The following is a 22,942-nucleotide window of genomic DNA, read 5'->3' as shown; positions in this document are numbered from 1 at the left end:
GTCACAAGCCATATGCTCGGTTCCGGAAGGCTCCTCGATCTCGGGAGGCCAGCGTGGGCACCTTCTGGGGGCCGGACTTCGCGATGCTCGAACGCGAGGATCCGGAGATCGCGTCCGTGCTCCTCGACGAGGTGGCACGCCAGCGGGACACGCTCCAGCTGATCGCGAGCGAGAGCTTCACCTCACCGGCGGTCCTGACGGCGCTCGGGTCGACGCTGGCCAACAAGTATGCCGAGGGCTATCCGGGGCAGCGCTACTACGGCGGGTGCGCGCACGTGGACCGGGCCGAGGCGCTGGCCGTGCAGCGGGCGCAGGACCTGTTCGGCGCCGAGCACGTCAACGTTCAGCCGCACTCCGGGGCGTGCGCCAACCTGGCCGCCTACGCCGCGCTGGCCGAGCCCGGCGACGTGGTGCTGGCGATGGGCCTGCCGCACGGCGGACACCTGACGCACGGCAGCCGGGCGAACTTCTCCGGCAAGTGGTTCCACCCGATCGCCTACCGTGTCACCCCGGACACCGAGCTGATCGACCACGACGAGGTACGTGATCTCGCGCTGGCCCACCGTCCGAAACTGATCATTTGCGGCGCCACCTCGTACCCCCGGCTGATCGATTTTGAGCGCTTCCGGCAGATCGCCGACGAGGTGGGCGCCTACCTCATGGTCGACGCGGCGCACTTCATCGGCCTGGTGGCCGGGCGGGCGGTGCCGTCGCCGGTGCCGTATGCCGACGTGGTCACCGGCACCACCCACAAGGCACTGCGCGGCCCCCGCGGCGGCATGATCATTTGTCGGTCCGAACTGGCCCAGCGGATCGACAAGGCGGTCTTCCCGTTCGCCCAGGGCGGCCCGATGATGCACGCGATCGCGGCGAAGGCGGTGGCCTTCCGGGAGGCCGGGACCCCGGAGTTCCGCGGCTACGCCAACCAGACGGTGCGCAACGCCCGGGCGCTCACCGCCGGCCTGGCGGCGGAGGGGCTGCGGCCGGTCACCGGCGGCACCGACAACCATCTCGCGGTGCTCGATCTGCGCGAGGTGGGCGTGACCGGCCGGGAGGCCGAGGCGCGTTGCGCGCGGGCGGGCATCGCCCTCAACAAGAACCCGGTGCCGTACGACCCGGAGCGTCCCGCGGTGGCGTCCGGCATCCGGGTGGGCACGCCCAGCGTCACCTCGCAGGGGATGCGGGAGAGCGAGATGCGGCAGATCGCCGGGCTGATCAGCCGGGTGGTGTGCGACGGGGTGGACACCACAGCGGGCGAGACGGTGATCCGCGACGCGGCGGCCGAGGTCGCCCAGATGGTCGGCGGCTTCCCGCCGTATCCGCTCGCCGCGGAATTGCCGGTCGATTCCGCGTTCGCGCGCTGAATCGGGCGCGGGCGAATTCCCGGGAAGATTTCCGGGAACGCCGCCTTAACGAGCCTTAACCGGCGGTGGATTGATTCGCGGGGTGATCCGGGCGCGGTGATAGCGTGGCGCGCTGCGGAGCGTCGTGGCTCGCTCCGGGTTTTCTTCTCTGGGGGTTGTGGTGAGTCAGGTGCCGACCGAGGAACGTCCGGCCCCGCCGGAGAATCCGGGGTGGCGGATCGAGCATCTGCCGCTGCTCTCCGCGGTCTCCATGGCGCTGCTGCTCTGTGCCGGTTCGGCGGGCTTCCTGGCCGGCGGCCCGGACGCGGCCGTGGGCGCGGCGGCCGGAGTGCTGATCGTGACTCTCAGCTACACGATGTCGACCCTGGTCATCGCTTGGGCGGACACCGTCCGGCCGGCTTTGCTGATGCCCCTCGGGATGCTGACTTATGTGGTGAAATATTCCTTGTTGGGAGTCATCCTGGCGATCGGCGTCACCATCAAGTGGCCCGGCTGGGTCGCCCTCGGCTGGGGCATCGTCGCCGCCGTCGTGGTCTGGACCGGAGTCCAGGCCTGGTGGGTGCACCGTCGCGTGGTCCGCAAAGTGATCTAGAGCACCTCATTTGTCCTGGTCAAGGCTGTGAGAACCGGGCAAGCCACCACTATCCGGTGACCTTCTCGCCCGTGCCGTGTTCCGATTTGGCGCGACAGGAGTACCGTGTCCAGTCAGTTGCGAGACCCCTGACGCCTGGACGACTACGGTTGTGCGGGGGGTCCCGCTTAGCTTCGTGTTTCCTGCTGATATCGTTCGGGCCGTCATGACCGGCCAGAAACCTCCCCCCGAATCTCGCGGTGACGACGGTTCGAACCCGCCTCCTGACTCAGGTGCGGGCATGACCGCACTGTCGTATCTCATCGCGGGCATTCTGTCCTGGGGTGGGATCGGCTGGCTTGTCGACCACTTCGTCGGAACCACGGGCATTTTCGCCGGCATCGGCGCTGTTCTCGGGGTCGCCGGTGGTGTGTACCTCATCGTGCGCCGACTCGGTGCCTGACAGGAAAGGGCTACGGTGACCGGTCAGTCGATCGTCCTCGCAGCGGATGTTCCGTTCCCGCCGAGCGTCGAGGACTTCTACCTGCCCAGCATCTACCCGTGGGGGCAGCACGACCTCTGGTTCACCAAGATCACCGTGCTGGTCTGGGTGGCGGTCGCGGCGATCATCGTCTTTTTCCTGATGTCGTACCGGAAGCCGCAGCTGGTGCCGACGAAGAAGCAGTGGCTCGCCGAGAGCATCTACGGCTTCGTGCGCAACAACATCGCGGTCGACATGATCGGCCCGCAGGGCGTGCGCTTCGCGCCGTACCTGACCACGCTCTTCATGTTCATCCTGGTGAACAACTTCTTCGGCATCCTGCCGCTGGTGCAGCTCTCGCCGATGTCGCACATCGCGTTCCCGGCGGTGCTCGCGGCGATCACCTACGTGATGTTCATCTGGGTCGGCATCAAGAAGCACGGCATCGCGTATTTCGTGCACGCCGTCAAGCCGAACGCTCCGGTCGGCATCCTGCCGCTGCTGATCCCGATCGAGATCTTCTCGAACTTCCTCGTGCGGCCCTTCTCGCTGGCGGTTCGTCTCTTCGCCAACATGTTCGCGGGCCACATGCTGCTGCTCGTGTTCACGCTCGGCGGCTTCGCGATGATCAACGCGAACGCTCTCCTGGCACCGATCTCGCTGCTGTCCTGGGTGCTCACCATCGCGCTCACCTTCCTCGAGTTCATGGTGATCTGCCTGCAGGCCTACGTCTTCACGGTGCTGACCGCGAGCTACGTGCAGGGCTCGCTCGCCGACGAGCACTGAGCAATACCTGATCTCCTAGCAACACCCCGTTTGTCGTCCCGCGTGACAGCCACGCGAGATTCCAGGAGGAACTGAGAAATGACTCTCGCCGAAGTTTTCGGTAGCACCGCTGCCATCGGTTACGGTCTCGCTGCCATCGGCCCCGGCGTCGGTGTCGGTCTGGTCTTCTCGGCCTACATCCAGTCGACCGCCCGTCAGCCGGAGTCGTCCCGTCTGACCCTCCCGTTCGTCTGGATCGGCTTCGCCGTCATCGAGGCGCTCGCGCTCCTCGGCATCGCGTTCGGTTTCATCTGGCAGGGCACCGGGCTCTGATCTAGACCTCGACTAGGAGGTTCCCATGATCGACCTTTACCTGGCCGCGGCAGAGGGCGCCGAGCCGCACAACCCGATCATCCCGCTCTGGCAGGAGATCGTCGTCGGCTCGGTCGCTTTCGCGGTGCTCTGCTTCGTGCTGATCAAGTTCGTCTTCCCGCAGATGGAGAAGACGTTCCAGGCACGGGTGGACGCCATCGAGGGTGGCCTCAAGCGCGCCGAGACCGCCCAGGCCGAAGCGAACCAACTGCTCGAGCAGTACAAGACGCAGCTCGCCGAGGCCCGGACCGAGGCCGCTCGCATCCGCGACGAGGCCCGGGCCGACGCCGAGGGCATCCGTCAGGACGTGCTGGCCAAGGCTCGCGAGGAGTCGGACCGCATCATCGCGGCCGGCAACGAGCAGCTCGCCGCCCAGCGTGAGTCCATCGTGCGGGAGCTCCGTTCCGAGGTCGGCACGCTGGCGGTCGACCTGGCCGGCAAGATCGTCGGCGAGGCTCTCGCTGACGAAGCCCGTACCCGTGGCACTGTCGAGCGGTTCATCAACGACCTCGACTCGGCCGGGCGGCGCTGATGACGTCGAGCGTAAGCCGCGAGGCCTACGGCGAGGCGTCGGAACAGCTCGCCGCGAACACCACCGCGGCCACGGCCCCGCAGCTGGCGACGGTTGCCGACGAGATCCTGTCGGTGGCCGGCCTGCTGCGGGCCCAGCCCCGGCTGCGCCGTGCGCTGACCGACCCGTCCCGGCCCGGCTCCGACCGTGCCGGGCTGCTGAAGTCGCTGCTCTCGGGCAAGATCTCCGAGGTCGCGGTGAACGCGGTGGCCGCTCTGGTGGCCGGCCGCTTCTCGCGCCCGACCGAGCTGCTCGACGCCACCGAGCGGCTGGGCGTCGACGCCCTGCTCGCCTCGGCGGAGCGGGACGGCAAGCTCGGCGACGTCGAGGACGAGCTGTTCCGGTTCAGCCAGATCGTCTCGGGCGACTCCGCCCTGGCCGTCACGCTGAGTGACGCGGGTGCTCCGGTCGAGCGCCGCGTTAAGCTGGTTCAGGACTTGCTCAAGGGCAAGGTGCACGTGGCCACCGGCCGCCTCGTCGAGGTGGCGCTGACCGGCTTCGGTGGCCGCGGCTTCGAGGCTTCGCTGACCCGGCTGGTCGAGGCGACCGCCGCGAAGCGGGACCGCGAGGTGGCGTATGTGACGGTGGCGAAGCCGCTCACCGATGCCGAGGAGCAGTCCCTGGCCGCGAAGCTGTCGACCGTCTACGGCCGTCAGGTGTCGCTGAAGGTGGACGTGCAGCCCGCCGTTCTCGGTGGTGTCAGCGTCCGGGTCGGTTCCGACCTCTACGACGGCACGGTTCTGCGCAAGCTGAACGCAGCCAAGCAGGCGTTCGCTAAATAGTCTTTTCCCCTCGATTCCGATCGAGAAGCCCCCTCGGCGGCGGTGACGTCCCGAGCTAGACAGAGAAGGCAGAGGATGGCCGAGCTGACCATCTCCTCGGACGAGATCCGGGGGGCGCTAGAGCGCTACGTCTCGTCCGCTACGACCGACCTCACCCGTGAAGAGGTCGGCATCGTCTCCGACGCGGGCGACGGCATCGCGCATGTCGAGGGTCTTCCCTCGGTGATGGCGAACGAGTTGCTCGAGTTCGCCGACGGCACCCTGGGTGTCGCGTCGAACCTCGACGTCCGTGAGATCGGCGCCGTGATCCTGGGTGACTACGCGAACATCGAGGAGGGCCAGCCGGTCAAGCGCACCGGCCGCGTCCTCTCGGTCCCGGTGGGCGACGCCTTCCTGGGCCGCGTGGTCGACGCCCTGGGCAAGCCGATCGACGGTCTCGGTGAGATCCCGAACGAAGGCTTCCGCGAGCTCGAGCTGCAGGCGCCGAACGTGATGGCGCGGCAGCCGGTGAAGCAGCCGCTGCAGACCGGCATCAAGGCGATCGACGCCATGACGCCGATCGGCCGTGGCCAGCGCCAGCTGATCATCGGCGACCGTAAGACCGGCAAGACCACGGTCGCGATCGACACGATCATCAACCAGAAGGCGAACTGGGACTCCGGCGACCCGGAGAAGCAGGTCCGCTGCATCTACGTGGCGATCGGCCAGAAGGCCTCCACCGTCGCCAGCATCCGGGGCACCCTGGAGGCGCAGGGCGCGCTGCAGTACACGACCATCGTGTCGGCGCCGGCGTCCGACCCGGCCGGCTTCAAGTACATCGCCCCGTACACCGGCTCGTCCATCGGACAGCACTGGATGTACAACGGCAAGCACGTCCTGATCGTCTTCGACGACCTGACGAAGCAGGCCGAGGCCTACCGTGCCGTGTCGCTGCTGCTGCGCCGCCCGCCGGGCCGTGAGGCGTACCCGGGTGACGTCTTCTACCTGCACTCCCGCCTGCTGGAGCGCTGCGCCAAGCTCTCCAACGAGCTGGGTGGCGGCTCGATGACCGGTCTGCCGATCATCGAGACCAAGGCCAACGACATCTCGGCCTTCATCCCGACCAACGTGATCTCGATCACCGACGGTCAGATCTTCCTCGAGACCGACCTGTTCGCCTCGGGTGTGCGTCCCGCCATCAACGTCGGCACCTCGGTGTCCCGCGTGGGTGGTTCGGCGCAGGTCAAGGCGATGCGTACGGTTTCCGGCCGGCTCCGCCTCGACCTGGCCCAGTTCCGTGAGCTGGAGGCCTTCTCGGCCTTCGCCTCCGACCTGGACCGCGCGTCGCGTGCCCAGCTCGAGAAGGGCGTCCGCCTGGTCGAGCTGCTGAAGCAGCCGCAGTACTCGCCGTACTCGACCGTCGACCAGGTCATCTCGATCTGGGCCGGCACCACGGGGCAGCTCGACGACGTCGCCGTCAACGACGTGCGCCGCTTCGAGCAGGAGTTCCTGCAGTGGTTCAAGCAGCACAACAGCGACGTCTACACGGCGATCGAGTCGACCAACCTGCTGAGCGACGACAACATCGAGAGCCTCAAGGCCGGTGTGGTCGAGTTCAAGAAGGTCTTCCAGGGCGGCTCCACCGAGAGCGGTAGCTAGGCATGGCCGGTCAGGTACAGGCGCTGCGGCGGCGCATCCGGACCGTCAAGTCGACGAAGAAGATCGCCAAGGCGCAGGAGCTGGTCGCCACCAGCCGTATCGCCAAGGCGCAGGAGCGGGTGAACGCCTCCCGGCCGTACTCGGTGGCGATCACCAAGGTGCTGGGTGCCCTGGCATCGAACGCTTCGGTCGACAATCCGCTGCTGGTCGCGCGTGAGCGCGTCCAGCGGGCGGGTGTCCTGCTGATCACCAGTGACCGGGGCCTGGCCGGCGCCTACAACGCCAACGCCATCCGCACCGCCGAGCAGCTGATCGCTCAGCTGAAGTCGGAGGGCAAGGACGTGGCGTTGTACATCGTGGGCCGGAAGGGCGTCGGGTACTACAAGTTCCGCAACCGGCCGGTGGCCGCGAGCTGGACCGGGTTCTCCGAGCGCCCCTCGTTCGCCGACGCCAAGCGCATCGGTGACGCGTTGATCGAGGGCTTCGGCGCCGGTTCCGCGACGGAGGGGACGTTCGGGCCGGAGGGCATCGCGGGTGTGGACGAGCTTCACATCGTGAGCACCGAGTTCAAGTCCCTGATGACGCAGAGCGCCAACGCGAAGCCTCTCGCGCCGGTGCAGGTCGAGGAGCAGCAGGAGGAGAAGTCCTCCGAGCCGCGTGCGGCGTACGAGTTCGAGCCGGACGCCGACGAGCTGCTCGACGCGCTTCTGCCGAAGTACCTCAACACGCGTATCTACGCGGCGTTGCTGGACTCGGCGGCCAGTGAGTCGGCCTCGCGCCGGCGGGCGATGAAGAGCGCGTCGGACAACGCCGACGACCTGCTCAAGCGGTACACGCGCGAGATGAACTCCGCGCGGCAGGCTGCGATCACCCAGGAAATCAGTGAGATCGTCGGCGGCGCCAACGCGCTGGCCGCGGCGGGAAGTGATGTGTGATGACTGCTGTAGCTGAGCCCACCAAGGCGGAGACCGCTGTCGGCCGCGTCGTCCGGGTCATCGGCCCGGTCGTCGACGTCGAGTTTCCCCGTGACTCCATGCCCGCGATCTTCAACGCGCTGCACGTTGAGGTCACCCTCTCCGAGGGCACCAAGAAGCTGACCATGGAGGTCGCCCAGCACCTGGGTGACAACCTGCTCCGCGCCATCTCGATGCAGCCGACCGACGGCCTGGTCCGGGGCTCCGCGGTCACCGACACCGGCGCGCCGATCTCGGTGCCCGTCGGTGACGTGACCAAGGGCCACGTGTTCAACGCCCTCGGCGAGGTGCTCAACGTCGACCCGTCGACGCTGGACATCCAGGAGCGCTGGGCGATCCACCGCAAGCCCCCGGCGTTCGCCGACCTCGAGCCGAAGACCGAGATGCTGGAGACCGGCATCAAGGTGCTCGATCTGCTCGCGCCGTACGTGCGTGGTGGCAAGATCGGCCTGTTCGGTGGCGCGGGCGTGGGCAAGACCGTGCTCATCCAGGAGATGATCATCCGGGTCGCCCGTAACTTCGGTGGCACCTCGGTGTTCGCCGGCGTCGGCGAGCGCACCCGTGAGGGCAACGACCTCATCCTGGAGATGGACGAGGGTGGCGTTCTGGACAAGACCGCGCTGGTCTTCGGCCAGATGGACGAGCCGCCGGGCACCCGTCTGCGGGTCGCCCTGACCGCTCTGACCATGGCGGAGTACTTCCGTGACGTCCAGAACCAGGAGGTGCTGCTCTTCATCGACAACATCTTCCGGTTCACCCAGGCCGGTTCCGAGGTCTCCACCCTGCTCGGCCGTATGCCGTCGGCCGTGGGTTACCAGCCCACCCTGGCCGACGAGATGGGCGAGCTGCAGGAGCGGATCACCTCGGTCCGGGGCAAGGCGATCACCTCGCTGCAGGCGATCTACGTGCCCGCCGACGACTACACCGACCCGGCGCCGGCCACCACCTTCGCCCACCTGGACGCGACCACCAACCTCGAGCGGTCGATCTCCGACAAGGGCATCTACCCCGCCGTGGACCCGCTGGCCTCCAGCTCGCGGATCCTGGCGCCCGAGTTCGTCGGCGCCGAGCACTACACGGTGGCCCGTGAGGTCCAGCGGATCCTCCAGAAGTACAAGGACCTGCAGGACATCATCGCCATCCTCGGTATGGACGAGCTGTCCGAGGAGGACAAGGTCACGGTGCAGCGGGCCCGCCGCATCGAGCGGTTCCTGTCGCAGAACACCTACGCGGCGGAGCAGTTCACCGGCGTCCCCGGCTCGACGGTCCCGCTGAAGGAGACCATCGAGGCGTTCAAGAAGATCGCCGAGGGTGAGTACGACAACTACCCGGAGCAGGCCTTCTTCATGTGCGGTGGCCTCGAGGACCTCGAGAAGAACGCGCACGAGCTGATGAAGGGCTGACGATACGTCGGTTCTTCGCCAGAGCCGCGCCGGTGGACACCGGCGCGGCTCTCGCGTTCCCGGGGTACCCCTGCAACGGCATTTATGCAGCTCAACGCGGGTATGCTGGCCCTGTGCCACAGTCGTCGAGGAAGCGCCGGGCACCCATGTGGGCGAGGCTCTGTGCCGGCTTCGGGTGCGTGCTCATGGTCAGCAGCGGCGGTGTTCTGGTCACCGGCCAGGCCCTCGTCGCGCGATACACGGGCCAGATCGACGCCGGCGGCAGCCTGATCGGCGACCCGGCGTCCGGCGCGCGCCGCGACGACGCCGGCATCAAGGGCCCGCTCAACATCCTGCTCGCCGGCATCGACCCGCGTGACGCCTCGCAGGCCCCCCGCTCCGACTCGATCATCGTGGCGCACGTGCCGGCGTCGATGGATCAGGTCTTCCTCTTCTCCATCCCCCGCGACCTGTATGTGCAGATCCCGGCGTTCTCCCCGACCGGATTCCTCGGCACCACCGCGAAGATCAACTCAGCGATGTCGTTCGGCAGCGACGTCGGCAACGGCACGCACGACGTCGCACAGGGCTTCCAGCTGCTCGCCAGCACCGTCAGCGCCTTCACCGGCATCAACGGCTTCGACGCCGGGGCGATCATCAACTTCGGCGGGTTCAAGAAGATCGTCGACGCCATGGGTGGCGTCACCATGACGATCGACCAGAACGTGCGGTCCGAGCACCTCCAGCCGGACGGCACACCCCGTCCCAAGAGCGCGGGCTGCGCCGGTGGGGGCTGCGACCATCCGTACATCGGGCCGCAGAAGGTCTACAAGAAGGGCACCTACCACCTGCAGGCGTGGGAGGCGCTCGACTACGTCCGCCAGCGGTACGGGCTGCCCAACGGCGACTACGACCGGCAGCGGCACCAGCAGCAGTTCATCAAGGCCATGGCCGAGCAGGCGATGAGCCGCGACGTGGTGACCGACCCCGCCAAGCTGCTCGCCGTCCTCGACGCCGCCGGTGACTCGCTGACCTTCGACGGTGGCGGTGACAGCGTCATCGACTGGGGGCTCGCGCTCAAGGGCATCAACACCGCCGACATGACGCTGATCAAGCTGCCCGGCGGAGGGCTCTTCCAGAACGGCGCCTACCTCGGGGAACAGCTGGACCCGTCGGTCACGCGGTTCTTCCAGGCCGTCGCGGAGGACCGGATCGCGCCGTTCCTGCTCGACAACCCGACCTACGTCGCCCACGACGGGTGAGGCGGTACCCCCGTTACCACGCCGGCGTTCCGCGCCGACTAGACTTCACCCCATCGGTTCGTAGCATCTGAGGGGAAACAGCGTGGCCAACCAGCTGCACGTCGAGGTCGTCGCCGTCGAGGAGAAGGTCTGGGTCGGAGAGGCCGAGATGCTCGTCGCGCGGACCACCGAGGGTGAGATCGGTGTGCTCCCGGGTCACGCGCCGCTGCTCGGCCTGCTCAAGGAGCCGTCCCAGGTGCGGGTCAAGCTCGCTGGGGGCGACCAGCTGACCTACGACGTGGCCGGTGGGTTCCTGTCCATCGACGCCAACGGCGTGACCGTTCTCGCCGAGAGCGCGACGCCCGCCACGCCCGAGTCCCACTGACACCGGCGATGCGGATTCTGGAAATCGTCGGAATCTGCGTCGTCGCGCTGCTCGCGCTCCTCTTCGCGATCTTCTTCCGCCGCCGGCTTCTCATGCTCGGCGGCGGAACCATTCGCCTGCAGGTGCACATCAATACGATCGTCCCCGGCCGTGGCTGGTCGCCCGGCCTGGGCCAGTTCGTCGGTGACGAGCTCCGGTTCCACCGCATGTTCAGCCTCGCCATCCGGCCCAAGCGCGTCCTCGACCGTCGGTTCCTCACGGTGGAGGAGCGACGCCTGCCCGCCGGGCCCGAGCGGCTCGCCATGCCCGGGCACTGGGTGGTCCTCCGCTGCCGGACCGCTGATTCCGAGATCGAGATCGCGATGGCCGACACCACGGTCACCGGCTTCCTCTCCTGGCTCGAGGCCGGCCCGCCCCGCGACCCCGGCAGCCTTCGCGGCCGCCCGGTTTTCGGCCCCCGCCCCATCGAGGGCTGAGGCGGCCTCTGCGAGGGCTGAGGCGGCCTCTGCGAGGGCTGAGGCGGCCTCTGCGAGGGCTGAGGCGGCCGTTTCGCGGGCTGAGGCGGCCTCTGCGAGGGCTGAGGCGGCCGTTTCGCGGGCTGAGGCGGCCTCTGCGAGGGCTGACCACGCCTTTGTCGAGGGGCTGGCCCGGTCCCTTCGAACGCTGATCCGGTCCCTTCGAGGGCTGATTTCGCCGCTTCAGCTGTCGGTGCCGGGTTGTGGCCGCCTGTCGTGGATTGGCCGTCGCCCGTGGCCGGCCGGTTTCGTACCGTCGGCCTATGCGGATCAGAATCGTCGACGCCTTCACCGACCGTCCGTTCGCCGGGAACCCCGCCGGAGTGGTGGTCCTGGAGGGCGACGCGTACCCCTCCGACGAGTGGATGCTCCAGGTGGCCGCCGAGGTCAAGCACGCTGAGACGGCGTTCGTGCGCCGGCTGCCCGACGGGTCGGAGACCGGCTGGGCGCTGCGCTGGTTCACCCCGGCCGTCGAGGTGGCGCTCTGCGGGCACGCCACGCTCGCCACCACGCACGTGCTGCACCGGGCCGGGCTCATCGAGGGGCGGGCCACCTACGGGACGCTCAGCGGCGTGCTGACCGCCTCCGTCGCCGCCGACGGGCTGATCACCCTCGACTTCCCGACCGCGCCGCTCAGCCCGATCGACGCCGACCCGGAACTCGTGGCGGCGCTCGGCATCGACCCCCGGACCGTGCTGCACACCGGGCCCAACACCGACGACCTGCTCTTCGAGGTGGCCGACGAGAAGACCGTCCGGGCCCTCGAACCCGATCTGCGTACGGTTGCCCGGCTCACCCGGCGAGGAGTCATCGTCACCGCGGCCGCCGCCGGCCCGGCGTCCGGCTACGACTTCGTCTCCCGCTTCTTCGCGCCGGCCGTGGGGGTCGACGAGGATCCGGTCACGGGTAGCGCCCACACGGCGCTCACGCCGTTCTGGGCGGAACGGCTGGGGCGCACCGAACTGACCGGTTATCAGGCGTCGCCGCGGGGCGGGCTGGTCCGCGTCGCCCTGAAGGGCGACCGCACCCACCTGAGCGGCCACGCCGTCACCACCCTCGACGGCACCCTGCTCCCTTGACGAGACCCCGGCCGTCCGCCGCTCCACGGCGGTCAGGGCACACGCCGGTGAGGGACGCACAAGCCCGGCGGGCGCGCCGGCGGCCGGACGGGCCGCTCGCGTCGCGCTGTGGCCACGGGCGGCGTGGGGTGCGGTCGGGTGCGGCCGACGGCGTACCGAAGAGGGCTCTGGAAAGGGGTCAGGTTTCGGCGACCAGCTCGACTTCGTAACCCCACGCATCGGTGAAATAGGCGGCGTAGCAGTCCGGCCCGCCGGCGTGCGGGTACCGGTCGGCGAACAGCGGGGACCAGCCGTGCTCCGGCGCGGCGGCGGCCAGGCGGTCGACGGCGGCCGGCGGCCCGGCGTGGAAGGCCAGGTGGTTGAGGCCGGGCGCCAGGCGGTCGTGGGCCGGGCCGGAGAGGGCGGGGGACTGCTCGAGGACGAGGTACAGGCGGTCGTGCTTCCAGGAGCGGCCGGCCGGCCACTCCTGGAACGGGGTCCAGCCGAGCGCGTCCAGGAGCCAGCCCCACGGCCGGAGGGCGCCCGGCAGGTCGGGAACCCACAACTCGATGTGGTGGATCATCGCTTCCGGTCGCCGCCGGGGACCCAGGTGACGTCGCCGGACGGGTTGGCCACGCGGGACAGGATGAACAGCAGGTCGGAGAGGCGGTTCAGGTATTTGAGCGGCAGCGTGCTCGTCCGGTCCGGCTCCAGCTCGTAGAGGGCCCACGCGGTGCGCTCGGCGCGGCGGGCGACGGTCCGCGCCACGTGCAGCAGCGCCGCGCCGGGGGTGCCGCCCGGGAGGATGAAACTGTCCAGCGCGGCGAGCCCCTCGTTGAACTCGTCGCACCACCCCTCCAGCCTCGTCACATAGTCCTCGGTGATGCGCAACGGCGGGTACGGCGGATCGTCGCTCAGCGGGTTGCCGAGATCGGCGCCCAGGTCGAACAGATCGTTCTGGATGATGCCGAGCACCTGCCGGACGTCGTCGGACAGGTCGCCGAGCGCGATCGCGACGCCCAGCGCGGCGTTGCACTCGTCGGCGTCGGCGTAGGCGGCGATCCGCGGCGCGGTCTTCGGCGCGACCTCGTTGTTGACCAGTCTGGTCTGTCCGCCGTCGCCGGCCCGGGTGTAAATGCGGGTGAGATGCACAGCCATGCGCCCCACCCTACGAGGCGCGGGTGGGCGCGGGACCATACGATGGCCCGCGTGGATGTGATCAGGGTGAAGGGCGGGGCGCGCCTCGCCGGCGACGTCACTGTGGGCGGCGCGAAGAACTCGGCACTCAAGCTGATGGCGGTCGCGCTGCTGGCCGAGGGGCGCAGTGTGGTGTCGAATGTGCCCCGGATCACCGACATAGCCATCATGGCCGAGGTGCTGCGGCGGCTGGGCTGCGATGTCACGCTCGACGGCACCGAGGCGATCATCGACGTGCCCGCCGAGCCGGGCAGCGAGGCCGACTACGACCTGGTGCGGCGGCTGCGCGCGTCGATCTGTGTGCTCGGGCCGCTGCTGGCCCGCCGCGGATACGTGCGGGTGGCTCTGCCCGGCGGCGACATGATCGGGTCGCGTGGTCTCGACATGCACGTGTCCGGCCTGGCCCGGATGGGTGCGGAGATCTCCGGCGAGCACGGGTTCGTGATCGCGTCGGCGCCCGGCGGGCTGCACGGGGCGAAGATCTGGCTGGACTTCCCGAGCGTCGGCGCCACCGAGAACATTCTGATGGCCGCGGTGCTGGCCAAGGGCGTCACGGAGATCGACAACGCGGCCCGGGAGCCGGAGATCGTCGACATCTGCGACATGCTCACCGCGATGGGCGCCCGGATCGAGGGCGCCGGCTCGTCGACGCTGATCGTCGAGGGGGTGGAGTCACTGCGGCCGGTGCGCCACCAGACGATCGGCGACCGGATCGTCGGCGGCACCTGGGCGTTCGCGTCGGTGATGACCCGTGGCGACGTGACAGTGCAGGGGGTGCGGCCCGAGTTCCTGGACATCGCGCTGGACAAGCTGGTCACCGCGGGCGCGACCGTCGAGCCGGGGGACAACCGGTTCCGGGTGCGGATGGACGAGCGGCCACGCGGCGTGGACATCGTGACGCTGCCCTACCCGGGGTTCGCGACCGACCTGCTGCCGATGGCGCTGGGGCTGGCCGCGGTGGCCGAGGGCTCGTCGCTGATCACCGAGAACATCTTCGACGGCCGGTTCATGTTCGTGAACGAGATGGTGCGCCTGGGCGCCGACATCCGGACCGACGGGCACCACGCGGTCGTCAACGGGCGGGACAGGCTGTCCGGGGCGCCGGTCAGGGCCACCGACATCCGGGCCGGGGCGGGCCTGGTCATCGCCGGCCTGTGCGCCGACGGCGTGACCGAGGTCGGCGAGGTGCACCACATCGACCGCGGCTACCCGGACTTCGTCTCCGACCTGGAAAATCTCGGCGTCGAGGTCGAGCGGACCGATGTGCCGGAGCCGACCTTCGACTTCTGAGGGGTCACAGGGAGGCCACCAGCCGGCGGGCCTCCTCCACCTCTTCGGAGAAGACCAGCACACTCACCCGGCCGTCGCGCCGGGTCGCCTTGGTGGCTCGGATGCCCGCGTCGGACAGCAGTCGCCGGATCTCGTCGGCGACCTCGGTCTCGTCGGTGACGGCGGCGGGCCACAGCAGGCCGTAGTCGTCCGGCTCCCCGAAGATCGTCAGACCGTCGGGAGCCGTCTCGGACGTGACGGTGGGTTGCAGGCCCATGCGCCAGAACACGGCGCCGAGGAATCCGACCAGACCGACGGCGATCAGCGGTCCGATGAGGTACCAGCCGTCGCTCGTGGCCATGCGCACAGTCTCGCACCGTAGTGACGCGTCTTCCGGTGATTCGCCCCGATCGAGAGCCGTGCTGAACTTACGTTAAGGAACGCCGCTAAACTGACTGCCTCACACGAAGGAGTGGAACATGGCAGGTCGTCTCGCGGTCATCGGTTCCGGATTGATGGGCTCCGGCATCGCCCAGGTCTCAGCGCAGGCCGGCTGGCAGGTCACCATGCGGGACGTCGACGACGCCTCGCTCAACCGCGGCATGAGCGCGATCAAGGACTCGCTGAGCCGGTTCGCCGCGAAGGGCAAGATCGCCGAGGCCGACGTCGAGGCCACCCTCGCCCGGATCACCCCCACCACCGACCTGGACGCGGCCGCCGACGCCGACGTGGTGGTCGAGGCCATCTTCGAGAAGGTGGAGGCCAAACACGAGGTCTTCAAGGCCCTCGACAAGATCTGCAAGCCCGGCGCGATCCTCGGCACCAACACCTCCGCCATCCCGATCACCCAGATCGCCACCGTCACCAGCCGACCGGAATCGGTCGTCGGCATCCACTTCTTCTCTCCGGTCCCGATGATGAAGCTGGTCGAGCTGGTCCGCGGCTACCAGACCTCCGACGAGACCCTCGCGGCCGCCCGCAACTACGCCGAAGAGGTCGGCAAGACGTGCGTCGAGGTCAAGCGCGACGTCGCCGGGTTCGTCTCCAACCGGCTCTTCTCCGCGATCCTCGTCGAGGCCATCCAGCTCGTCGAGTCCGGCGTCGTCTCCGCCGCCGACCTGGACACCGTCATGAAACTCGGCTTCGGCCACGCGATGGGGCCGCTCGCCACCGTCGACCTCACCGGCCTCGACGTGATGCTCAACGCGACGAGCAACATCTACCGCGACACCGCCGACGAGAAGTTCTTCCCGCCGGAGCTCCTGCAGCGCATGGTCACCGCCGGCGATCTCGGCCGCAAGACCGGCAAAGGCTTCTACAGCTACTGATCCCTTTCGGTCTGCGGTCCTGTCACCGTCGGCCTGCAGCCGTGTCTCCGTTCGGCTGTTGGCCGTGTCGCCGCCAGCCTTTCGGCCTTGTCACCGCCGGCGTAGGCGCCGGGTGCCGCCAGCCTTTTGGCCTTGTCACCGCCGGTGTAGGCGCCGGGTGCCGCTCCTCGGCGCCCGGCGCGGTCCGCCGGTTCTCCCAACCCCGCAGTGGTACGTGCCACCCCTCCCACAACCGCACCACCCCGTCCCCCGCCTCCGGCGGCTACCGCCCGCCACCCCGGTGTCCCGATCCCGGCCACCGAGCCGCCTCGACGTCCTCACCGCGGACAGCGCTCGTGGTCCTGGTCCCCGCGCTCTGGCGCTGAACGCCGTTGCGGGGCGCCCGCCCGCCGGCCCCGCGCAGCCGGCGTCGTATCGCGGCGCTTGTTGGAGCGCCGACCGGCGGCGGGCGCTGTCTCGATGCAGTTTTTGCCGCGCTGGGTGCTGGTTGAGGTGCGTCGGTTGACCGGAAGTGGTCAGCGGGTCGCGGCGAAGGACAGGGACAGCAGGGTGGCGGCCAGCATGCCGCCGAGCAGGGTCAGGCCGATGCCGCCGATGTCCATGCGGGCGCGCATGCGGCTGTGCGTGAGGTAGGCGGCCAGGGGCACGCCCGCCGACGGGGCCACGAGGAAGGTCAGCCAGCCGAGGCCGCGGATCACCGGGCCGCCCCAGAGTGCATTGTCACCGAACGTGACCAGTCCTGCGGCTACCAGGCCGGTGGCGAAAGCGCTGAGCGCGCCGATCAGGGGCAGCAGCGGGAGTGCCCAGCGGGGGAGTGTGCCGCCCGGCGGGTGGATGGTGACGTCGATGCGGTCGGCGGCTCGGGAGAGCAGCGCGCGCGGGGATTGGCGGCCGGCCGGGACGACGTCCTCGCCGGGTTCCGGGCGGCGCTGCAGGGCGACGCGGGGCATCGCCTCGACGGGGGCCGGGTCGGGGAGTTCGCCGATGGCGCGTACTCGCAGGCCACGGGCTCGGCGGAGCTGGTCCCAGAGGCGGGCGGCCTCGCGGTCGACGTCCAGTACCTGGGCGGCGGCGGCGCCGGCCCAGCGGTCGGCGGCGAGTGCCTCCCCCTCGGCGCGGGCCAGCTCGCCGGCGGCTCGGGCGGCGTTGTCCTGGTAGGCCTGTTCGGCGTCGTCGAGTTCGGCGTCACGGCGGCGGGTGACGTCGGCCAGCGCGCTCACCATCAACTGATAGTCACGACCGAGCGGCTGACGATCACGCGTGGTCACTGATCACCTCGAAACTGCGGGCCGGCGGCGGGGATGCGTGGTCATTGCGGAGGCTGCGGACCAGTGGCGGGGAAGGGTGGTCATTCCGGAGGCTGCGGACCGGCGGCAGGGAAGCGCGGTCGTCCCGAGGGCCGCGGGCCGGCGGCGGGGAAGCGTCACGTGTGGTCACTGTTCACCTCGTACGGGATGATCACTTCGGGTGTGCGGTGCACGGATCGGTCGAAGAACAGGGCCCGGCGCGGCCGTGGGCGCCACAGTGGCCCGCCCGGCTGGGGGTACAGGGGGGCCAGGTCGGCGCCGTGCACGTCGAGGGCGACCCAGGCGCCGATCGGGTCGAAGCGGCCGGCCAGGTCGTCGCGGAGGCGGCTGACCGAGCGCCACCAGCCGAGCATGTGCACCCGCCGGGACGGCCCGGTCTCGAGGAGCGCGCGCAGGGCCGGACGGTGCCGCGGACCGGCCGCTTCGAGTCCGTATCCGATCAGGTATCGGGGCACGTCGGAGGCGGCCGGGTCGAAGTGGACGTCGGAGGCGTCGTACCAGTCGGCGGCGGGGAGTTCGGCGACGAGCCGGGCCGCCGAGCGTTCCGCGGACGCCTCCAGGCAGATGATGCTGAAGTAGGCGGGGCCCTGGGCGGCCAGGGACAGGGCGGCCGCGGCGAGCACGTCGCACGCCTCGTCGGCGCGGGCACCGATGACCGCCAGGTTGCGTCCGGGCATCCGGCCGAGGCGTACCCTCGCGGGCCGGGCCGACACGTCGATCCGTTCGCCGAGCACCGCGCCGGGCGAGGATCCGACCGGGGCGCCGGCGTCGGGCACCCGCCCGGACGGCCGGTACGCCGACGGCAGCCGGGGCACCGCGTCCGCGTCGAACAGCCGCGGCTCCTCGCAGCCCAGCGGCCGGGACCGCCACAGGCGCCGCTGGGTGGCCCGCCATCCGGCCGGATCGCCGGCGTCCGGCAGGCGCACCACCCGGTTCGCGCCGGCCAGCCCGGACTCGGTGTTGACGACCGCGTGCCGGGCCGGGATGACCGACGCGGCCAGGTTGTCGTCGGCGAGGATCCGGCTCGCCTTGGGCAGGGCGATCCGCAGCGTGAACGGGGCGATCAGCGTGGGCCGGCCCTGCAGCGCGCGCAGGCCGTCCGCGTCGCGGGTGGCGAGGACCAGGTGGATGCCCTGGTCGCCGCCGCGCCGGGCGAGGTCTTCGAGGAGCCCGGCCGCCTCGTCGGCGATGGCGTCCCGGCCGTCGAGCAGCACCGGGAACTCGTCGAGGACAGCGACGACGCGAGGCCGGTCGTCCGGGTCGGCACGGCGGGCGGTCCGGGCCCGCAGTTCCTCACCGAGATGCCGGAGTACGGCCAGACCGAACTCCCGGTCGTTCCTGACGTTGACGCCCGCGAGCCGGACCTGCGGCAGCCAGCTGGGGTCGCGGGGGCCGGGGACGTACCGGGAGAACGACCCGCCCTCCTTGAAGTCGAGCAGGTAGAGGGCGAGTTCACCGGGCCCGTAGCGGGTGGTGAGGGAGCCCAGCCAGGTGTAGATCAGGTTGGTCTTGCCGGAGCCGGACGGCCCGCCGATCAGCACGTGGGGCAGGTCGTCGCCGAGCGGGATCTCGACGAGCGCGCCGTCGGTGCTGTCGCCGATCGGGGCGGGCAGGCCGTACCGGGCGGATTCGTCCCACAGGCGGGCCGGCTCCAGGTCGGCGAGCCGGGCCGGTGGCGGGCCCGGCCGTTGCCGGTCGGCGACGTCCCGGCAGAGTGCGGCCGGTGGTGGCGGGTCGAGCTGCACTTCGAGACGCCCGAGCGACGCGCACGCGGCGACCCGGTCGTGCACCACGATCCGTTCCACCGAGGGGTGGTCCGGCAGATCCAGGCCGCGGACGACCAGATGCACCCCACGGTCCACCCCGGTACGCGCGATCCGGTCCAGTTGCGCCCGCTGCGCCCGGGTCATCTCGTCGCCGGTGGCCCGGTCGCCGAGCAGCACGACGAGCCGCCAGGCCTCGTGGTCGTCGGCGTGGCAGAGCTCCTCGAGCAGCGACCCGAACCCGCCGGCTCCGACGTACCGGGGTCCGAGCTGTCCGAACGCGCCACGGCTCTCCGGGTCGTAGACGATCAGGTCGACGTCGCCGGGCCGGGTGCTGCCGAGGGCCCGCAGCAGCAACCCGGTGATCAGCTCGTCGAGGGTGGTGGCGGGACCGGTCAGGTGCAGGTGGGCGCGGTCGAGCAGGGGGATGAGCGCGGGCAGCGCGGCGGTCTCGTCGAAGGTGATGGTCCCGATCCGCAGCAGCCCGGGTGTGGTGCCCGGGTCGGGTTCGCTGGGCGCCCAGAACCGCCACGGCGCCCCGGCCGCCCCGGTGGCGCTCATCGTGGCCAGTCCGCGCAGGTGTCCGGCGAGGCGGGTGGCCTCGCCGCGGTAGCGCTGCTGGATGTCGTCGCGGGCGGCCTCCCGGGCGGCGGCGAGCTGGTTGAGGCAGGTGGCGTACGCCTCCCGCACCAGCCGCCGCCGGTGCTGGGCCTCGCCGCGGGCCGACTCGGCGGCGGCGAGGACCGCGCGGGCGGTGCCGCGGGCTTCGGCGAGCTCCTGCCGCACCGCGGCGACCAGCGCGTTGCGGTGGCTCATGGTCGGGGATATTAGCCCTAAATGACCTTTTATGGTGTTTAGGTGGTGCGTGTCGTGATCTCGGCTGACGGCAGCGCGCGGCGCCGGCCCACCACATCGATCCACAGCTGCTCGGCCACCAGCATGGCCGCCTCCCGCTGCCACTGCTTCGTGACGTCCTGCGGCACATACCGCTTGAACCAGTCGACGGCCAGCCGCGCCTCCCGGCTCACCCCGTCGGTGCGCAGCCGCCGCGCGTACGGATTCAGCCCCAGCACGCAGCAGAACTGCAGGACGTTGTAATACCGCCACTCCTCGGTCGTCCCGAACGGCCCGGCCGGCCGCATCGACGACACGCACTCGCGCAGCACCGCGCGCAGCTCCCGGGCCCGGGCCCGCGGCTGGTCCTCCCGTCCGGCCAGCCGCCGCTCCACCGCCGGGAGGTCGGTGAGCGGGCTGCGGGCCAGCCGGTTCAGGTCGCCGAAGTCGTTGAGCGCACGCCGGGTCATCCGCAGGAACTCCGGCTCCCCGATGGTGTCGAGCCGCCGCTGCTCCCGCCGCCGCAGCAGCGCGTCCGCGTTCAGGAACAGCGCCGCCCGGTCGGCCCGCAACGGCTGGTCGTCGGCGAGCGCGACCCGGTCCAGCGCCCGGCGCGCCTGGGAGCCGAGCCCGGCCAGCGCCGAACCGGCGGCCAGCACGACGAACTGCAACAGCGCCAGCCCGTCGTGCCCCCGTACCAGCCACAGTGTCACGCCCGTCGGGATGCCGACCAGCACCAGCACCGCGAGCTGGGCGACCATCGAACGCCGCAGGTCGGGCCGCAGCCGCTCACCGGTCTCGCTCGCGTGCGCCACCGCCATCAGGTAGCCGACCACCAGCAGGTCGAGGCCGAGGGCGGCGATCGCGGCGAGCTCGCCCGAGCTGGTGAACAGCAGCAGCACCAGCGCCGCCGTGCAGAGCACCGCCATCACGGTGAGCGCGAGCGGCAGCATCCTCGGCGTGATCTGCTCGCGCAGCCGCCACATCAGGCTCAGCGCGCCGACCATCGGGGCGAGCACCACGAGCCGGCCCGCCTGCGGCAGAAAAATGATCATCAGCAGGAAGGCCGCGCCGAGGAGCAGCGCGCCCCGATCGATCGGCCGCCGCTCGGACGGGGTCAGCGGCAGCAGCGCCACCACGGCGCCGGCCCAGCACAGCGCCGGGATGCAGAGCAGCACCTCGGCGGTGGCCGACACCGGCCAGACGGTCCAGGCGGCCACTCCCAGCGCATACGACACCAGCGCCGTCGCCGTCCACCGGAGGGTCGGCCTGCTCGGATCACGGCCGAGGAGGAAGCAGGCGAGCCAGCAACTCAGGGCGAAGGCGGGTACGGCGATCGCGGGCACCCCGAGAGTCAACCAAACAGGTGACGGGTCTCGACACTCCCGGCCCGGTCCCGCTTACGGCGCCGTCTCCGGCGGACCACCCAGACCGCCGCCCACACGAGCAGGCCGAGACCCACCAGGACGAGCACCGGAAGCACGATGGCCAGCACCGACATCACCACACTGCCGATGTCCTCGGCGGTGCTGGCGACCGGCGCGCCGAAACCGGCGGTGGTCACATTGACCACCGGCCGGGACGCCGCCTTGAGACCGTGCACGACGAGCGCGATCACCCCGCCCGCGACGACCGGGGCCCACTGGTGCGAGGTGAAGAACGCGCCCGGATCGGCGACCGTCACCGTCTCCGACGCCGAGCCGGCCCCGAACGCCAGGCCACCCGCGGTCGGCCGGACGAACGTCTGCACGATGTCGTTGACGTGATCGACCACCGGCACCTTGTCGGCCACCATCTCGATCGCCAGCAGGAACGCCAGGATCGTCAGCGTCCAGCCGTTCTCCAGCCACGCCGACCCGGACGGCAGGTCGATCGCCGAGGTGTAGCGGGCCAGCAGACCCATGGTCAGCAGGGGGATGTAGGCGTTCAGCCCGGCCGACGCGGCCAGACCGGTACCGGTCAATGCTTCCAACACGCTCCCAGGATCGCACCGCCGCGCTCGTGCCGCCCGCCGGGCAGGCGAGGAGCGTCAGGTACCGTCGCGGGGTGCGTCTGGTCATCGCGAAGTGCTCCGTGGACTATGTCGGCCGTCTCTCCGCCCACCTGCCCCCGGCGGTGCGGCTCCTGATGGTCAAGGCCGACGGGTCGGTGTCGATCCACGCCGACGACCGTGCCTACAAGCCGCTCAACTGGATGAGCCCGCCCTGCAAGCTGCAGGAGGCCCCCGGCGTGTGGAAGGTGGTGAACAAGGCAGGCGAGGAGCTGCGGATCACCCTGGAGGAGGTCTTCCAGGATTACTCGTACGAGTTGGGCGTCGACCCCGGCCTGGTCAAGGACGGTGTCGAGGCGCACCTGCAGGAGCTGCTGGCGAAGCACCCGGAGACCTTCGGCGAGGGCTTCACCCTGGTCCGCCGCGAGTTCATGACCGCGATCGGCCCGGTCGACCTGCTTCTCAAGGACGCCGAGGGCGGCTCGGTCGCGGTCGAGGTCAAGCGCCGCGGCGAGATCGACGGCGTCGAGCAGCTCACCCGTTACCTCGAGCTGATGAACCGCGATCCGCTCCTCGCCCCGGTCCAGGGCGTCTTCGCCGCTCAGGAGATCAAGCCACAGGCCCGGGTCCTGGCCACCGACCGCGGCATCCGCTGTGTCGTCGTCGACTACGACGCCCTGCGGGGCATGAAAAAAGACGAGCTGACCCTTTTCTAGTACGGCCACGAGTGGCTCCGGGCGGAGCGCAAACTCCGCCCGGAACCGTTCTCACCCCGCTGCCGGCGGGTTCGGGTCGTGGGACAGCAGAGCCGGATCCGGCAGATCGGTCGGCTGGTCGTCGGAGATCCAGCCGTACTCCAGGCAGCTCATCCGCCCGTCCCGGATCCACAGGAGCAGCTCGCCCTGTGGCACGTCGCCCTCCCAGACGAAGGTCCGCGTGGGGAACAGCGCCTCTCCCGTGGTGTCGAGCGGCACGTCACCGGTCACGACGAGATCGAACTCGGCGGTCTCGGCGCGATAACCCGGCGTGCGGGCGGAGTCCAGCTGGGCGCGCAGTGCGGCCGCGCCCGGCTCGTTCACGTCGAGCAGATATGCCAGGACTCGGCGCTCCGCCTCGGTGAGTGGCCGCAGGGGCCGGTCGACGTCGGTTGTCATG

The 22,942-nt window shown here is 70.3% G+C and carries 25 protein-coding genes; 17 read left to right on the top strand and 8 right to left on the bottom strand.

The genetic code is table 11. From position 1 onward, the window contains the following. Nucleotides 1-53: 53 nt before the first annotated feature. The 14 genes from BM290_RS28850 (at nucleotide 54) to BM290_RS28790 (ending at nucleotide 12,120) form a co-directional block, all read left to right on the top strand. A complete protein-coding gene (locus BM290_RS28850) occupies nucleotides 54-1,364 on the top strand; it encodes a serine hydroxymethyltransferase (protein ID WP_239143764.1) in 1,311 nt (436 codons plus the stop codon). Between the two features lie 169 nt (nucleotides 1,365-1,533). Next, nucleotides 1,534-1,956, top strand: coding sequence for a hypothetical protein (locus BM290_RS28845; protein WP_093619338.1), 423 nt, complete (start codon nucleotides 1,534-1,536; stop codon nucleotides 1,954-1,956). A 280-nt stretch (nucleotides 1,957-2,236) separates the two neighbouring features. Continuing rightward, entirely contained in the window at nucleotides 2,237-2,398 is a 162-nt protein-coding gene (locus tag BM290_RS48640; RefSeq protein WP_239143765.1) for an AtpZ/AtpI family protein, read from the top strand. Nucleotides 2,399-2,413: 15 nt separating this feature from the next. After that, complete coding sequence (atpB, locus tag BM290_RS28840) at nucleotides 2,414-3,202, top strand: F0F1 ATP synthase subunit A (RefSeq protein ID WP_093619057.1); 789 nt, start codon at nucleotides 2,414-2,416, stop codon at nucleotides 3,200-3,202. 78 nt (nucleotides 3,203-3,280) lie between these two features. Beyond that, the gene (locus BM290_RS28835; protein WP_093619056.1) at nucleotides 3,281-3,514 is read left to right on the top strand and encodes an ATP synthase F0 subunit C; all 234 of its coding nucleotides are present in this window, start codon (nucleotides 3,281-3,283) and stop codon (nucleotides 3,512-3,514) included. A 25-nt stretch (nucleotides 3,515-3,539) separates the two neighbouring features. Further along, a complete protein-coding gene (locus BM290_RS28830; RefSeq protein WP_093619055.1) occupies nucleotides 3,540-4,085 on the top strand; it encodes a F0F1 ATP synthase subunit B in 546 nt (181 codons plus the stop codon). Next, nucleotides 4,085-4,906 carry a F0F1 ATP synthase subunit delta gene (locus tag BM290_RS28825; protein WP_093619054.1) on the top strand — a complete coding sequence of 274 codons (822 nt, stop codon included), beginning with the start codon at nucleotides 4,085-4,087 and terminating at the stop codon, nucleotides 4,904-4,906. The genes BM290_RS28830 and BM290_RS28825 overlap by 1 nt, the downstream gene beginning before the upstream one ends. Before the next feature lie 75 nt (nucleotides 4,907-4,981). Then, on the top strand, nucleotides 4,982-6,544 hold the full coding sequence (atpA, locus tag BM290_RS28820; protein WP_093619053.1) for a F0F1 ATP synthase subunit alpha: 1,563 nt from the start codon (nucleotides 4,982-4,984) through the stop codon (nucleotides 6,542-6,544). A 2-nt stretch (nucleotides 6,545-6,546) separates the two neighbouring features. Beyond that, nucleotides 6,547-7,479: a F0F1 ATP synthase subunit gamma gene (locus BM290_RS28815; protein ID WP_093619052.1), complete on the top strand. Its 933-nt coding sequence runs from the start codon at nucleotides 6,547-6,549 to the stop codon at nucleotides 7,477-7,479. Beyond that, nucleotides 7,479-8,921: a F0F1 ATP synthase subunit beta gene (atpD, locus tag BM290_RS28810; RefSeq protein ID WP_093619051.1), complete on the top strand. Its 1,443-nt coding sequence runs from the start codon at nucleotides 7,479-7,481 to the stop codon at nucleotides 8,919-8,921. Before BM290_RS28815 ends, atpD begins: the two co-directional genes overlap by 1 nt. Before the next feature lie 185 nt (nucleotides 8,922-9,106). Next, a complete protein-coding gene (locus BM290_RS28805) occupies nucleotides 9,107-10,162 on the top strand; it encodes an LCP family protein (protein ID WP_093619337.1) in 1,056 nt (351 codons plus the stop codon). A gap of 82 nt (nucleotides 10,163-10,244) precedes the next feature. After that, nucleotides 10,245-10,526 carry a F0F1 ATP synthase subunit epsilon gene (locus BM290_RS28800; protein WP_093619050.1) on the top strand — a complete coding sequence of 94 codons (282 nt, stop codon included), beginning with the start codon at nucleotides 10,245-10,247 and terminating at the stop codon, nucleotides 10,524-10,526. An 8-nt stretch (nucleotides 10,527-10,534) separates the two neighbouring features. Next, on the top strand, nucleotides 10,535-11,002 hold the full coding sequence (locus tag BM290_RS28795) for a DUF2550 domain-containing protein (RefSeq protein ID WP_093619049.1): 468 nt from the start codon (nucleotides 10,535-10,537) through the stop codon (nucleotides 11,000-11,002). A 302-nt stretch (nucleotides 11,003-11,304) separates the two neighbouring features. Next, nucleotides 11,305-12,120: a PhzF family phenazine biosynthesis protein gene (locus BM290_RS28790; RefSeq protein WP_093619048.1), complete on the top strand. Its 816-nt coding sequence runs from the start codon at nucleotides 11,305-11,307 to the stop codon at nucleotides 12,118-12,120. Nucleotides 12,121-12,298: 178 nt separating this feature from the next. Here the strand turns inward: BM290_RS28790 and BM290_RS28785 are convergent, their stop codons facing one another. Both BM290_RS28785 and BM290_RS28780 read right to left on the bottom strand, forming a co-directional pair. Beyond that, nucleotides 12,299-12,682 carry a VOC family protein gene (locus BM290_RS28785; protein WP_093619047.1) on the bottom strand — a complete coding sequence of 128 codons (384 nt, stop codon included), beginning with the start codon at nucleotides 12,680-12,682 and terminating at the stop codon, nucleotides 12,299-12,301. Continuing rightward, a complete protein-coding gene (locus BM290_RS28780; protein ID WP_093619046.1) occupies nucleotides 12,679-13,257 on the bottom strand; it encodes a cob(I)yrinic acid a,c-diamide adenosyltransferase in 579 nt (192 codons plus the stop codon). Before BM290_RS28780 ends, BM290_RS28785 begins: the two co-directional genes overlap by 4 nt. A 42-nt stretch (nucleotides 13,258-13,299) precedes the next feature. On the opposite strand from BM290_RS28780, the gene murA reads away from it, so the two are divergent. After that, the gene (gene murA, locus BM290_RS28775) at nucleotides 13,300-14,586 is read left to right on the top strand and encodes a UDP-N-acetylglucosamine 1-carboxyvinyltransferase (RefSeq protein ID WP_093619045.1); all 1,287 of its coding nucleotides are present in this window, start codon (nucleotides 13,300-13,302) and stop codon (nucleotides 14,584-14,586) included. Between the two features lie 4 nt (nucleotides 14,587-14,590). Here murA and BM290_RS28770 read toward each other — a convergent pair whose 3' ends face one another. Further along, nucleotides 14,591-14,926 carry a hypothetical protein gene (locus BM290_RS28770; protein WP_093619044.1) on the bottom strand — a complete coding sequence of 112 codons (336 nt, stop codon included), beginning with the start codon at nucleotides 14,924-14,926 and terminating at the stop codon, nucleotides 14,591-14,593. 118 nt (nucleotides 14,927-15,044) lie between these two features. On the opposite strand from BM290_RS28770, the gene BM290_RS28765 reads away from it, so the two are divergent. Then, entirely contained in the window at nucleotides 15,045-15,893 is an 849-nt protein-coding gene (locus BM290_RS28765; protein WP_093619043.1) for a 3-hydroxyacyl-CoA dehydrogenase family protein, read from the top strand. Nucleotides 15,894-16,408: 515 nt separating this feature from the next. On the opposite strand, the gene BM290_RS28760 is transcribed toward BM290_RS28765, so the two are convergent. From BM290_RS28760 to BM290_RS28745, 4 genes are all read right to left on the bottom strand, one after another. Continuing rightward, nucleotides 16,409-17,161, bottom strand: coding sequence for a hypothetical protein (locus BM290_RS28760; RefSeq protein WP_093619042.1), 753 nt, complete (start codon nucleotides 17,159-17,161; stop codon nucleotides 16,409-16,411). Between the two features lie 155 nt (nucleotides 17,162-17,316). Continuing rightward, the gene (locus tag BM290_RS28755; protein ID WP_093619041.1) at nucleotides 17,317-19,779 is read right to left on the bottom strand and encodes an FtsK/SpoIIIE domain-containing protein; all 2,463 of its coding nucleotides are present in this window, start codon (nucleotides 19,777-19,779) and stop codon (nucleotides 17,317-17,319) included. 38 nt (nucleotides 19,780-19,817) lie between these two features. Further along, the gene (locus tag BM290_RS28750; protein ID WP_239143766.1) at nucleotides 19,818-21,155 is read right to left on the bottom strand and encodes a hypothetical protein; all 1,338 of its coding nucleotides are present in this window, start codon (nucleotides 21,153-21,155) and stop codon (nucleotides 19,818-19,820) included. After that, complete coding sequence (locus BM290_RS28745; protein ID WP_093619039.1) at nucleotides 21,152-21,772, bottom strand: DUF4126 domain-containing protein; 621 nt, start codon at nucleotides 21,770-21,772, stop codon at nucleotides 21,152-21,154. Before BM290_RS28745 ends, BM290_RS28750 begins: the two co-directional genes overlap by 4 nt. Nucleotides 21,773-21,843: 71 nt before the next feature. On the opposite strand from BM290_RS28745, the gene nucS reads away from it, so the two are divergent. After that, on the top strand, nucleotides 21,844-22,503 hold the full coding sequence (nucS, locus tag BM290_RS28740; protein WP_093619038.1) for an endonuclease NucS: 660 nt from the start codon (nucleotides 21,844-21,846) through the stop codon (nucleotides 22,501-22,503). A 51-nt stretch (nucleotides 22,504-22,554) separates the two neighbouring features. On the opposite strand, the gene BM290_RS28735 is transcribed toward nucS, so the two are convergent. Continuing rightward, a complete protein-coding gene (locus tag BM290_RS28735) occupies nucleotides 22,555-22,941 on the bottom strand; it encodes a hypothetical protein (RefSeq protein ID WP_093619037.1) in 387 nt (128 codons plus the stop codon). Nucleotide 22,942: the final 1 nt, after the last annotated feature.

Source organism: Actinoplanes philippinensis, assembly GCF_900113015.1.
Taxonomy (GTDB): Bacteria; Actinomycetota; Actinomycetes; order Mycobacteriales; family Micromonosporaceae; genus Actinoplanes; species Actinoplanes philippinensis.
This window is presented reverse-complemented; position numbering and strand designations above follow the sequence as displayed.